The organism is Pacificibacter sp. AS14, assembly GCF_038899935.1.
Lineage (GTDB): Bacteria > Pseudomonadota > Alphaproteobacteria > Rhodobacterales > Rhodobacteraceae > Celeribacter.
The window spans coordinates 50,158-63,685 of record NZ_JBBMQI010000008.1; the positions used below are offsets into that span (position 1 = coordinate 50,158).

The following is a 13,528-nucleotide window of genomic DNA, read 5'->3' on the forward strand; positions in this document are numbered from 1 at the left end:
CAAATTTTGATTATGGTTGGTATATCAGCTTAACGCGATTTTTGAAAACCAGAACATAGTCACCAGTATCGGTGTCTTGTGAAATTTCCATAGATCCAGCCGAGATTTCGCCAGCTGGGGCTTGCCCTACCACCGCACCGGGGCTTTCAATTTTCGACATGTTCAGTTTGGCTGCAATGCGGTCTGTTGTGATCAAATATCCAGTTGTTGTCTCAAGGCTCACCCCACCTGACAATTCTGCGATACGGCTTGGCCCGTCAATAACCACATCATTTGCCAACATGGACACCGCGCTTTGGTCTGGCATTTTCAGTTCGGCGTGTATTTGCGTCGAGTTGACAACATCTTGATTCGACGGATCTGGACGCACTGTTGTCGCTGAAATTTCCAATTGTGCGCCATCGTCGGTAACAGTAGCAAAAGTTGGCCCATCAAGCCTTTGTTCACGGGCCAGAGATTCTATTTCGACGCGTGCGTAAGGAATATCTGAGAAGGTGTCTGAGCTGCGAGAGAACAGAAAAAGCGTCGCCAAAATCGCAAGGCTAGCCAAAGGCAAAAATATTTTTGCGCGCGCAACAAGGCGAGAGTGTAAATTGCCAAAACGGGCCATAATGCTTTCTTACACAATGCCTGCGCGAAGGCAGTCTTGAATTTTTAGAATACCACAAGGCCTACCGTCTTCGGCGGAATTTCGCACAAACAGGCAAGTGATCGAGCGTTCGTCCATGCGCGCAAGTGCTTTTTCCGCTAGCGCATCAGCGGCTATTGTCATGGGATTAGCTGTCATAATGTCGCCTGCCGTTTTGGACAGCAGCCCATCGATGTTGCGGCGCAAATCGCCGTCTGTGATTATCCCCGCGAGTTGCCCGTCGTCACCCAAAACACCTACAACGCCGAAACCCTTGGCTGAGATGACATCAAGCGTCGCCCGCATCGCTGTGTCAGCTGTGACAAGGGGCATATCCTTATTCATAAGGTCACTGGCTTTTGTTAGGCGCGCGCCGAGCTTGCCCCCAGGATGAAGCATACGAAAGTTGTCGGCCGTAAAGCTGCGGTGATCCATGAGCGCGATTGCGATCGCGTCCCCAAGCGCCAGCGTCATAGTTGTCGAGGTGGTCGGAACAATACCTTGATCGCAGGCTTCTTCGGCCGCGGGCAAAATGAGCGGCACATCACTTGCTCGAATGAGAGAGCTATCAGGCTTGGAGGCGACCCCGATCATCGGAATTTGAAAACGACGTGTAAAGGCGATCAAGTCGGCAAGTTCCGGCGTCTCCCCAGAATTCGACAGCACCAAGACAACATCATCCTTGCCAATCATCCCAAGGTCCCCGTGGCTTGCTTCAGCAGGGTGAACGAAATGCGCAGGCGTTCCTGTCGAAGCAAATGTGGCGGCGATTTTGCGCGCGATGTGCCCTGATTTTCCCATGCCGGTGACGATGGTGCGCCCTTTGGCACCCAAAATCAAAGTTGTCGCGGCAACAAAGCTGTCTCCCAGCGTGTCCGCCAGCGTCACAAGCGCGTCTGCTTCGCGACGAATCACACGTTTTCCAACTGATAGGAATGTTTGAGATTGTGTCATTGGGAGTGTTTCCTTGGCGTCTTCGGGTGGTCGGGCATAGAAAATATCTTTGCGGGCCGCTAGTGGGAGAAAATATCGACGTCAGGCCAGCCTTCGAGATCTAACAGTGCGCGGGTGGGAAGAAAATCGTAACAAGATTGGGCCAGCGCCATGCGGCCCTCACGCACCAACATCTCGTTCAATCTGTCGCGTAGTTTGTGAAGGTACAAAACATCTGAGGCTGCATAGTCGAGCTGGGCTTTGCTCAGATCGCGTGCGCCCCAGTCGCTCATTTGCTGATGTTTCGAAATGTCTACCTTGATCAATTGATCCAACAGATTTTTTAATCCATGCCGATCTGTATAGGTTCGCACAAGTTTTGACGCGATCTTGGTGCAGTAAACGGGCTCTGCCAGCGTTCCAAAAGCATTAAACATGGCTGCGATGTCAAAGCGGCCATAGTGAAAGAGTTTCAATACCTTAGGATCTGCTAACATCTTGCACAGATTGGGGGCCTCAGTTTGACCTGGGGCGATTTGGATCATATGTGCATGTCCGTCGCCGCTAGACATCTGAACCAGACATAAACGGTCGCGATGGGGATTGAGGCCCATGGTTTCACAATCGATGGCCACCATCGGTCCAAGGTCAAGATCATCGGGCAAATCGTTTTTGTATAGGAAATTTGTCACGTCAGGCCCCTTGCGCAGTTTTGCGTTTGATATCTGACATAAGCACTTGTCGACATGCGGGCAAGTTTAACCAAGGGACTGTGCGGACAGTTTCGCATCTCTAAACTAAGGAAGCGTGAATATTTAGGGGGTGTTTGGTGCCCAGGAGAGGACTCGAACCTCCACATCGTTGCCAATACTAGCACCTGAAGCTAGCGCGTCTACCAATTCCGCCACCTGGGCAGGTGTCGCAAGGTGGCGATGTAAAGAGGTGTTGCGGGGCTGTCAACGCAGATTCGGTGCATTTCATTGGTGATTATAGCGTCTTGTTCATTTGATCATGAAAAGCTAAGAAAAACATAGAAAATGGCATTGGAGATGCAGATGACGAAATTGGTCACCATCTATGGTGGAGCTGGCTTTGTCGGGCGGTATATCGCACGGCGTATGGCAAAAGAAGGATGGCGCGTTCGCGTTGCTGTTCGTCGCCCTAACGAGGCGCTTCACGTAAAACCTTATGGGGCGGTCGGTCAGGTCGATCCTATTCTGTGCAATATTCGCGATGATGCTTCAGTGCGCGCCGCGATGCAGGGCGCAGATGCAGTTGTGAACTGCGTGGGTGTTTTGACTGAAAAGGGTAAAAACTCTTTTGCAGCGGTTCAAACCGACGGCGCATCGCGCATCGCGCGCATCGCTGCTGAAGAAGGTGTTGGCAACTTGGTTCACTTGTCAGCGATTGGCGCAGATCTTGCGTCGACAAGTGAATATGCAAAAACCAAAGCCGAAGGTGAACAGGCTGTGCTTGCTTCCTTCCCGTCTGCGGTGATTTTGCGACCTTCGGTTGTCTTCGGTGTCGAAGATGATTTCTTCAATCGCTTTGCCGAGATGACCAAATTCGGACCTGTTTTGCCTTTGGTTGGCGGAGAATCAAAGTTCCAGCCCGTTTACGTCGATGATGTGGCGCAAGCAGCTGTCAAAGGCGTGTTGGGTGTTGCGCCTGCAGGCATTTATGAGTTGGGCGGCCCTGAAGTGGATACGCTCAAAGGTTTGATCCACAAAATGCTCGGCCTTATTCAGCGCCGTCGTCTTGTTGTTGATTTGCCGTTCTTTGTTGGCGATCTCATGGCGATGGGCTTTGGCTTTGCGCAGACTATGACGTTGGGACTTTTCCACAACAAAGTTCTGACGCGTGATCAGGTCAAGAACCTCGCCAATGACTGTGTTGTGTCGCCTGAGGCAAAAAGCTTTGCAGATTTGGGTATTACGCCAACCACGATGGACGCCATTTTACCTGAGTATCTTTGGGTTTACCGAGATACGGGGCAATATGCTGATATCCGTGACAGTGCGAAAAATCTGCATAAAACCTAAAGAGTTTGACTAAAAAACAAAAAAGCGCGCTCCAATTTTTGGGCGCGCTTTTTTTGTGCGGTTTTAGATATTTATGCGCTGTAAGAGATAACCAAAAGTACGACGCCAAGAATGGCGCGGTAAATCACATAGGGTGTGAAGCTCACAGACCGTAAAAGTCGCATCATCAACGCAAGCGCTCCCAAGGCCGCGATGAAAGCGAATGCCGCGCCGATGCCTGCATATTTCATCAGCTCCCAGTCAGCTTCACCAGCAACCTCAGCGCCGAGCAAAATGCCTGAGGCCAAAATGGTTGGGATCGACATTAACATGGCAATTTTTGCGCCATCTTCACGAGTGTATCCTAGAGCGCGCGCGCCGGTGATGGTGATGCCCGAGCGTGATGTTCCTGGGATTAGAGCGACCGCTTGCCAGAGGCCAAGAATGATTGCGTCTTTGATCGACCAATCTGTGTCTGTTTTGTGGGTAGGGCCTTTTTGGTCGAACCAATACAAAACGATGCCGAAAATGAGCATCGTCCAGCCGATCACACGGATAGATCGCATGGCATCCGATAGGCCCGTAACGTTGAGGATCAATCCGAGAACGATCACAGGGATCGTAGCGATGAGCAAAAGGAAGGCAAGCTTTGCTCCTGGTGTGTCAATTTTTCCGGTAAGCATGCGGGGAATGCCCATGAGGCCGACTTTGACGTCTGCCCAGAAATAAGCGACGACTGCGCCTAAGGTGCCGATGTGAACGGCCACATCGATGGCTTGGCCTTGGTCATCGATTCCAACGAAGTAGGGCAATAGAATCAAGTGACCAGAGGATGAAACGGGTAAAAACTCTGTAAGACCTTGAATTAACGCGACGAGAAGTAAGTAGTAGATGCTCATAATGCTGTCCTTGGTGCGCTGTCGAAAAAATGATAAACTCTTTTAAACTCAATAAGAAGCTTCAATTTACGTCAACCGCACTGACATTATTGTTGGGAAATTATAGTTGAAATGGAGAAATTTCTGACAGGAAACAACATATAGGACAGTACTTATGACTTTTCTTTTGTGCCAGTTCTTTGTAAACAGCATACAAATTCAATTTCAAACCTACGGAGATATTGCGTTATGGCCAAGGAGCCTATGCTCAAATTTGTGAACGTTGGACGGGATATGCCCGAAAAACGCGACGCAGGCGACCGTAAGGAAGATTTCTTGGAAATCTACGGTGACTTCATTTCGGCGAAAGCCGAAGAGCAGGCGTCCCGCTGTTCGCAGTGTGGTGTGCCATATTGCCAATCGCATTGTCCGCTTCACAACAACATCCCTGACTGGTTGCGTTTGACAGCAAGTGGGCGTTTGAAAGAAGCGTACGAAATTTCACAAGAAACCAATGCGTTTCCTGAGATCTGTGGTCGCATCTGTCCACAGGATCGTCTGTGCGAAGGCAACTGTGTGATTGAGCAGTCTGGCCACGGAACAGTCACGATTGGCGCTGTTGAAAAATACATCACAGATACAGCTTGGGAAAACGGTTGGGTTGAGACCATCAAGCCGCATACCGAACGCACTGAATCCGTTGGCATCATCGGGTCTGGTCCAGGTGGCGTCGCCGCAGCGGATCGTTTGCGTCGCGCTGGTCTTCAGGTCACTGTATATGAACGCTCTGATCGCGCTGGTGGTTTGCTGACCTACGGCATCCCAAGCTTCAAGCTTGAAAAAGACGTGGTGATGCGTCGCATCGATCAGTTGAAAGACTCAGGCGTTGAGTTTGTTTTGAACTGCAATGTTGGCGAAGACATCTCTTTTGAGGCTCTGCGCGAAAAGCATGACGCGGTTTTGATCGCAACAGGTGTTTACAAGTCTCGCGATCTTCAAGGGCCGGGGGCTGGTTCTGACGGTATCGTTGCTGCGCTAGACTACCTGACAGCGTCAAACAAAGTTTCATTTGGTGACACTGTTGCTGAATTTGACAGTGGTGAATTGAACGCCAAGGGCAAAAAAGTCGTGGTGATCGGCGGTGGTGATACGGCGATGGACTGTGTGCGTACTGCGATCCGTCAAGGCGCCACATCGGTGAAATGTTTGTACCGCCGTGACCGTGCTAATATGCCTGGTTCGCAACGCGAGACACAAAACGCCGAAGAAGAAGGCGTAGAATTCGTCTGGCTTGCCGCGCCCAAAGGCTTTGCTGGCAATCCTGTCACTGGCGTTATGGTGCAAAAGATGCGTTTGGGCGCACCGGATGCTTCAGGTCGTCAATCGCCCGAAGTGATCGAGGGTGCCGATTATGTCGAAGGTGCAGATATCGTGATCAAGGCGCTTGGATTCGAGCCAGAAGAGCTTCCAAAATTGTGGAATGCTGACGGTTTGGAAGTCACGCGTTGGGGTACAGTTTTGGCCGACTTCAAAACGCATGAAACCAAATTGCCGGGCGTTTATGCTTGCGGTGATATTCAGCGTGGCGCGTCTTTGGTTGTTTGGGCGATCCGTGATGGGCGCGAAGCAGCTGACGCCATTGTCGAACAGGTCAATGCCGCTGCAAGTATTGCAGCCGAATAAATCTTAACGGGTCGAAGAGGATAAGACAGCAATTGGCTCAGGAGCGATATTTCGCTCGCTTTTGCCAAATTTCCGTCGGGCATAACGCCGCCCCATCGATCCAATCTGAAGTCTTAAAGAGCAATCGCTCTGACCCAATGGCCATAGTGCCACTGATATGAAAGGGTTCCGATATGACAAAATTTGATGAAAGCTGGGTCGCTCGCGAAGAAGCAAAACGCGAATGGATGGCGCAAAACTCTCTCTTCCGCGAAGAAGATGAGCACTCCTCTTGTGGGGTTGGTCTTGTTGTTTCAATCGACGGATCAAAATCTCGCAAAGTTGTTGAAAATGGTATTTCTGCTCTGAAAGCAATCTGGCACCGTGGTGCTGTTGATGCTGATGGCAAGACAGGTGATGGCGCTGGTATTCATGTGCAAATCCCAGTTTCGTTTTTCTATGACCAAGTGAAGCGCACAGGGCACAAGCCTCGCACAGATGAAATGATCGCTGTTGGGCAAATTTTCTTGCCGCGCACTGATTTTGGTGCTCAAGAAACATGCCGCACGATCATTGAATCCGAAGTTCTGCGGATGGGCTACTACATCTACGGTTGGCGTCACGTCCCTGTGAGCGTTGATTGTTTGGGTGAAAAAGCCAATTTGACACGTCCTGAAATCGAACAAATTTTGATTTCGAACTCTAAAGGCGTGGATGAAGAAACATTCGAGCGCGAGCTTTACGTGATCCGTCGTCGCATCGAAAAAGCCGCATTGGCAGCGGGCGCACAGTCTTTGTATGTCTGTTCCCTGTCTTGCCGCTCGATCATCTACAAGGGCATGATGCTGGCCGAACAGGTTGCAGAATTCTATCCTGACTTGATGGATGAACGTTTTGAATCTGCTTTTGCGATTTACCACCAGCGGTATTCGACAAACACGTTCCCACAGTGGTGGCTTGCGCAGCCGTTCCGTATGTTGGCCCACAATGGTGAGATCAACACCTTCAAAGGCAACAAAAACTGGATGAAGTCGCATGAGATCCGTATGGCCTCTGGCACGTTTGGTGACACCGCTGAGGATATCAAACCGATCATTCCGCAAGGTGCGTCTGATTCTGCGGCACTTGATGCTGTGTTCGAAGTTTTGGTCCGCGCTGGGCGCTCTGCGCCTATGGCGAAAACCATGCTCGTACCTGAGGCGTGGTCGCAGCAAGCGGTGGAGCTGCCACAGTCTTGGCGTGACATGTATTCTTATGTGAACTCTGTGATGGAGCCATGGGATGGCCCTGCTGCTTTGGCGATGACTGATGGTCGTTGGGTCTGTGCTGGCCTGGACCGTAACGGTTTGCGTCCAATGCGCTACGTTGTGACGGGTGATGGCCTTGTGATCGCCGGCTCTGAAGTTGGCATGGTACCAACGGATGAGGCGACTGTCGTCGAAAAGGGCGCGCTTGGTCCTGGCCAAATGCTTGCTGTCGATATGCGCAACGGCAAATTGTATCACGACACCGAGATGAAAGATAAATTGGCTTCAGCACGGCCATTTGGCGACTGGGCCGGCAAGATCAATGACCTTGAAACAGATCTTTCTGGTTTAGAGGAAAAAGCGATTTTTAGCGGTGTAGACCTGAAGCAGCGCCAAATCGCAGCAGGCTATTCTATCGAAGAGTTGGAGCAAATTCTTGCGCCGATGGCCGAAGATGGCAAAGAGACTTTGGCCTCGATGGGTGATGACACACCTTCCGCGGTTTTGTCTGAAAAATACCGTCCGTTAAGCCACTTCTTCCGTCAAAACTTCTCTCAGGTGACCAACCCTCCGATTGACTCATTGCGCGAGTATCGTGTGATGTCGCTCAAAACGCGGTTCGGCAATCTGAAAAACGTACTGGATGAGAGCAGCTCTCAGACAGAGATTCTGGTGCTCGACAGTCCGTTCGTTGGCAACGCCCAATTCGAAACGCTGAAATCGAAATTCAACGCGCCGATGACGGAAATCGATTGTACATTCGCTGTCGACGGTGGTGCGACTGCGCTGCGCGATGGTCTTAATCGTGTGCGAGCAGAAGCGGAAGAAGCCGTGCGTTCTGGCGGTGGTCACATTGTTCTGACGGATCAAGGCCAAAGCGCTGATCGTGTCGCGATGCCGATGATTCTGGCGACCTCTGCTGTGCACAGCTGGCTGACAAGCAAAGGCCTGCGTACATTCTGCTCTATCGGCGTGAGCTCCGCTGAATGTATCGATCCGCATTACTTCGCGGTTTTGATTGGCTGTGGTGCGACCATCGTAAACGCTTACTTGGCCGAAGATTCGCTCAATGATCGTATCGAGCGCGGCCTTTTGGATTGTACATTGACCGAAGCTGTCGCGCGCTACCGCGCGGCTGTTGATGCTGGTTTGCTAAAAATCATGGCAAAAATGGGCATCTCTGTGATCTCATCCTACCGCGGTGGCTTGAACTTTGAGGCTGTTGGCCTTTCGCGCGCTATGTGTGCGGAGTTCTTCCCTGGGATGCAGTCACGCATTTCCGGTATCGGTGTTGGCGGTATCCAAAAGAAACTTGAAGCAGTCCATGCGCAAGGCTACTTGGGTGGGAACACATTGCCGATCGGTGGTTTCTACAAATCGCGTAAATCTGGCGAAACTCATGCGTGGGAAGCGCAGTCGATGCACATGCTGCAATCAGCTTGTGATCGTGCGTCCTATTCTATGTGGCAACAGTACACTGCCAAGATGCGGTCTAACCCGCCGATCCACTTGCGCGATCTTTTGGACGTCAAGCCTTTGGGCAAACCTGTGCCAATCGAAGAGGTGGAATCCATCACTGCGATCCGCAAACGCTTTGTAACGCCGGGCATGTCTTTGGGGGCTTTGTCTCCTGAATCGCACCGCACGTTGTCCATTGCGATGAACCGCATTGGCGCGAAATCTGACTCTGGTGAAGGTGGCGAAAGCCCCGAAGATTTCACGCCAGAACCAAACGGCGACAACGCTTCTGCGAAGATTAAACAGGTCGCGTCAGGCCGGTTTGGGGTCACAGCCGAGTATCTTTTGGCTTGTGAAGAGTTGGAAATCAAAGTGGCTCAAGGCGCGAAACCCGGTGAGGGCGGTCAGCTTCCTGGTATGAAGGTTACAGACCTTATCGCCAAGTTGCGTCACTCGACCAAAGGCGTGACTTTGATCTCTCCGCCGCCGCACCACGATATCTATTCTATCGAGGATTTGGCGCAGCTGATCTACGATCTCAAGCAGATCAACCCACGCTGTAAAGTCACAGTGAAACTCGTGGCGTCGTCTGGCGTTGGTACGATTGCAGCCGGTGTGGCCAAAGCGAAAGCGGATATTATTTTGATTTCCGGCCATAATGGCGGTACGGGCGCATCTCCTGCGACCTCGATCAAATTTGCGGGTCTGCCATGGGAAATGGGCCTCACTGAGGCGCATCAGGTTCTGTCTATGAACAACCTGCGTGAACGCGTGACGTTGCGCACCGATGGTGGTTTGCGCACAGGTCGTGACGTGGTTATGGCTGCGATGCTCGGCGCCGAAGAATACGGTATCGGCACAGCAGCTTTGATCGCGATGGGCTGTATCATGGTCCGTCAATGTCAGTCGAATACATGCCCAGTTGGTGTGTGTACGCAAGACGACGATCTGCGCAAAAAATTCACCGGCAATGCGGATAAAGTGGTCAACTTGATCACATTTTATGCGCAAGAAGTGCGTGAAATTCTGGCCTCTATTGGCGCGCGCTCTATGGATGAAGTCATCGGTCGTGCTGATCTGCTGACACAGGTGTCACGCGGGTCTGCGCATCTCGATGATCTTGATCTTAACCCGCTTTTGATCACCGTCGATGGCGCTGACAAAATTGTCTACGATCGCTCTAAGCCACGCAATGCTGTGCCTGATACGCTGGATGCGCAAATCGTCTCTGACGCTGCGCGTTTCTTGAAAGACGGCGAGAAAATGCAATTGTCTTACGCGGTTCAAAACACGCATCGGACCATTGGCACGCGGACCTCAAGCCACATTGTGCAGAACTTTGGCATGCGCAATGATCTTCAAGAGGATCACCTGACTGTGAAACTTACAGGTTCAGCAGGTCAGTCTTTGGGTGCTTTTGCAGCCCCAGGTTTGAAGATAGAAGTGTCAGGTGACGCCAACGATTATGTCGGCAAAGGCTTATCTGGCGGTATCATCGTGGTGCGTCCTCCGATGCACTCGCCTTTGGTTGCGTCCGAAAACACAATTATCGGCAACACGGTTCTTTATGGTGCGACTGATGGTTACCTCTTTGCAGCGGGTCGCGCAGGCGAACGTTTCGCTGTGCGCAACTCTGGCGCAAAAGTTGTAATCGAAGGTTGTGGTTCCAGCGGCTGTGAGTACATGACCGGTGGTATTGCGGTGATACTTGGGTCTATCGGCGCCAACTTCGGCGCAGGTATGACGGGTGGTATGGCGTATTTGTACGACCCTGAAGGCACTGCGTTACAGTTGATGAACCACGAGACCTTGGTGACCCGTCCTGTGACGGTTGAGTATTGGGAAACTGAGCTTAAATCTTTGATTGAGCGTCATCTGCGTGAATCTGGGTCTGTTAAAGCGTTTGAGATTCTGTCCAACTGGGATGCTGAAAAAGCCAACTTTTTGCAAGTTTGCCCCAAAGAAATGCTGGTGCACATCAAAGCGCCACTGAATTTGGAAAAAGGCGCCATTCCTGCGGAATAAGGTTTTGACACCTTGAAGACTTTCTAAGCCCCCAAGCGATTGGGGGCTTTTTCTTCTACCAAATACGCGTGTTCTTTGCACGACGTCTTGACCTGAACCTTAGGACCATGAATCACTGCGCTATGGCTAAAACATCGAAAAAAAAACAGACGACCAAGGGTAAAACCAAAAAGGCTAAAACACCTTTGCGACCTGTTGCAAAGCGCGAGCCTGCTGGGCTTGGCTTTTTCGCGCGGCAACGGCGACGGTTTTTTCAGCTGGTCATAGGCGTCATTGCTCTCGGTTTAATCTGGATTTTGGCGTACACTGTGATACCTGTACCGACGACGCCCTACATGGTGTCCGAGGGGCGTGTCGGGGATGGAGTTGATTATCAATGGGTGTCCTTGGAAGACATCGCGCCAGTCTTTGCACGATCTGTTGTGGCTGCCGAAGACGCGAATTTTTGTGAACATTGGGGGTTTGACCTTAGTGCCATCCGCGCGGCCATCGATGAGGGCGCCGGTAGGGGGGCGTCGACGATTTCGCAGCAAGTGGTTAAAAATGCTTTTCTGTGGCATGGCCGTTCATGGCCACGCAAAGCGCTGGAAGCCTTGGTGACTCCAATCGTCGAACTGACGTGGAGCAAACGACGTATTCTCGAAGTTTATTTGAATATCGCAGAGTTCGACGAAGGTGTGTTTGGCGCTGAGGCCGCTGCGCGCACTTATTTTGGGGTTGGCCCTGAAGAGTTGACCTCCAAACAAGCGGCGCAACTCGCTGCAGTGCTGCCTGCACCGAAACTCAGAAACGCTGGCAATCCTGGTCCTTTCGTTAAACGACGTGCGGCGCAAATTGTCGACGGTGCTGCTACAATTCGAGCGGACGGGCGCTCAGCGTGTTTCGAGGATTGAATTGGCCGCGCTTTCACGGCACTTAGGATAAAAACAAAAGAGTACTGTGCAATGATCCGACTTTTCCATGTTCCCTTATCCCCATTTTGTCGCAAAGTGCGTTTGAGCCTTGCAGAGAAAAAGCTCGAAGTGGAGCTGGTCGAAGAGCGGTACTGGGAACGTGACCCAGATTTTTTGCGTCGCAATCCTGCTGGAAAAGTCCCGATTTTGCGCATTGACGACATGATCTTGTCCGAAAGTGCCGCGATTTGTGAGTACATTGAAGAAAAACATCCAAGCCCGTCCTTGATGCCAAACGACCCTGAAGGACGCTTCGAGGTTCGCAGATTGGTGTCTTGGTTTGATGACAAATTCCATCACGAGGTGACGTCGAATCTTTTGTACGAGCGGGTGAACCGCAAGTTGACCAAGTCGGGTTACCCCGATTCGAAAAACGTCAAAGCAGGATCAAAGGCGATTAAGTTCCATTTGGACTATATGGCATGGCTTTTGGATCGTCGCCGTTGGCTTGCGGGAGATGCGATGACCTTGGCTGATTTCGCGGCTGCTGCACATTTGTCGTCGCTCGACTACATTTCGGATGTGGATTGGAACCGGTCTGCAGTTGTCAAAGATTGGTACGCTAAGATCAAATCACGCCCAGCCTTTCGTTCACTTTTGGCCGATCACGTTTCTGGGTTTCCACCACCTGCGCATTATGCTGACCTCGACTTTTGATATAGGTTAGCCCAAAGGGGCGCGGGCAGTGGCAGTATTGGACAAAGAGACGGTTCGTCAGCAGGCCTTGAACGAAGGGTTTTCACAGGTTGGGTTTGCCCGTCCTGAGTTGCCCGAAGCCATGGCGCGCTTGCAGCAGTTTGTCGATTTGGAGCGTCACGGCCAAATGGCATGGATGGCGGATCGTATGGCGTGGCGTGGTGATCCGTCAGCGCTTTGGCCTGCGGCGAAATCGGTGATCATGCTGGCCGAAGCCTATACGCCAGACGATGATCCGATGGAGGCCGTGAAGCGCAAAGATGCGGGGGCCATTTCGGTTTATGCGCGTAATCGCGATTATCATGACATCGTAAAAAAACGTCTCAAGCGCGTTGGGCGCTGGCTGATCGATCAAGCAGGCTCTGATACTGAAATCAAAGTGTTCGTTGACACGGCGCCTGTGATGGAAAAACCCCTTGGGGCGAAAGCAGGGCTGGGTTGGCAGGGTAAGCACACCAACTTGGTTGGTCGCGATTTGGGCAGCTGGTTCTTTTTGGGCGCAATCTTTACGACGCTTGATTTCGACCCTGATCCTGCAGAAGTCGATCACTGTGGGTCCTGCACAGCCTGCCTGACATCTTGTCCAACAAACGCCTTTCCTGCGCCGTATCAGATTGATGCGCGGCGCTGCATTTCTTATCTGACGATCGAACATCATGGACCGGTGGACGAAGATCTAAGGCCTCTTTTGGGCAACCGTATCTATGGATGTGACGACTGTTTGGCGGCTTGTCCGTGGAATAAATTTGCGGTGCAGGCGGCAGACATTCGATATCATGCACGCGCGGATTTGGTGTCTCCGCCATTGTCGGAGTTGGTTGCCTTGGATGACACGGCTTTTCGAGAGCGCTTTTCGGGATCACCTATCAAACGCATCGGACGAAACCGGTTCGTACGCAATGTGCTTTACGCTATTGGGAACTCTGGTGATAAAACGTTTGGTCCATCTGTGAGTGCGCTGATGGCTGACCCCGATGAAACTGTTGCAGAGGCAGCCGCTTGGGCTATGTCTCGGCTATGATCGGTA

General features: G+C 51.6%; 10 protein-coding genes and 1 tRNA gene. 6 read left to right on the top strand and 5 right to left on the bottom strand.

The window, feature by feature from the left end; genetic code table 11:
• Positions 1-10 precede the first annotated feature (10 nt).
• The 4 genes from lptC to WNY38_RS09745 form a co-directional block, all read right to left on the bottom strand.
• Positions 11-610 (bottom strand): LPS export ABC transporter periplasmic protein LptC, encoded by a 600-nt coding sequence (gene lptC, locus WNY38_RS09730; RefSeq protein WP_342857146.1) that lies wholly within the window; start codon positions 608-610, stop codon positions 11-13.
• 9 nt (positions 611-619) lie between these two features.
• Positions 620-1,582: a KpsF/GutQ family sugar-phosphate isomerase gene (locus WNY38_RS09735; protein ID WP_342857147.1), complete on the bottom strand. Its 963-nt coding sequence runs from the start codon at positions 1,580-1,582 to the stop codon at positions 620-622.
• 59 nt (positions 1,583-1,641) lie between these two features.
• The gene (locus WNY38_RS09740; RefSeq protein WP_342857148.1) at positions 1,642-2,253 is read right to left on the bottom strand and encodes a ribonuclease D; all 612 of its coding nucleotides are present in this window, start codon (positions 2,251-2,253) and stop codon (positions 1,642-1,644) included.
• Positions 2,254-2,388: 135 nt separating this feature from the next.
• Positions 2,389-2,475 (bottom strand) — tRNA-Leu (locus WNY38_RS09745).
• Between the two features lie 141 nt (positions 2,476-2,616).
• Between WNY38_RS09745 and WNY38_RS09750 the strand changes: the two genes are divergently transcribed.
• Positions 2,617-3,603 (top strand): complex I NDUFA9 subunit family protein, encoded by a 987-nt coding sequence (locus tag WNY38_RS09750; protein WP_342857149.1) that lies wholly within the window; start codon positions 2,617-2,619, stop codon positions 3,601-3,603.
• A 71-nt stretch (positions 3,604-3,674) separates the two neighbouring features.
• Here the strand turns inward: WNY38_RS09750 and WNY38_RS09755 are convergent, their stop codons facing one another.
• Entirely contained in the window at positions 3,675-4,481 is an 807-nt protein-coding gene (locus WNY38_RS09755; protein WP_342857150.1) for an undecaprenyl-diphosphate phosphatase, read from the bottom strand.
• 228 nt (positions 4,482-4,709) lie between these two features.
• Here WNY38_RS09755 and WNY38_RS09760 point away from each other — a divergent pair, with 228 nt between their 5' ends.
• The 5 genes from WNY38_RS09760 to queG all read left to right on the top strand — a co-directional run bounded on the left by WNY38_RS09760 (position 4,710) and on the right by queG (position 13,522).
• A complete protein-coding gene (locus WNY38_RS09760) occupies positions 4,710-6,143 on the top strand; it encodes an NAD(P)-dependent oxidoreductase (protein ID WP_342857151.1) in 1,434 nt (477 codons plus the stop codon).
• 173 nt (positions 6,144-6,316) lie between these two features.
• Positions 6,317-10,852, top strand: a complete 4,536-nt coding sequence (gene gltB, locus WNY38_RS09765) for a glutamate synthase large subunit (RefSeq protein WP_342857152.1) — start codon at positions 6,317-6,319, stop codon at positions 10,850-10,852.
• A gap of 122 nt (positions 10,853-10,974) precedes the next feature.
• Positions 10,975-11,745 (top strand): monofunctional biosynthetic peptidoglycan transglycosylase, encoded by a 771-nt coding sequence (gene mtgA / locus WNY38_RS09770; protein WP_342857153.1) that lies wholly within the window; start codon positions 10,975-10,977, stop codon positions 11,743-11,745.
• A gap of 51 nt (positions 11,746-11,796) precedes the next feature.
• Complete coding sequence (locus WNY38_RS09775; RefSeq protein ID WP_342857154.1) at positions 11,797-12,462, top strand: glutathione S-transferase family protein; 666 nt, start codon at positions 11,797-11,799, stop codon at positions 12,460-12,462.
• Positions 12,463-12,490: 28 nt separating this feature from the next.
• Complete coding sequence (gene queG / locus WNY38_RS09780) at positions 12,491-13,522, top strand: tRNA epoxyqueuosine(34) reductase QueG (RefSeq protein WP_342857155.1); 1,032 nt, start codon at positions 12,491-12,493, stop codon at positions 13,520-13,522.
• Positions 13,523-13,528: the final 6 nt, after the last annotated feature.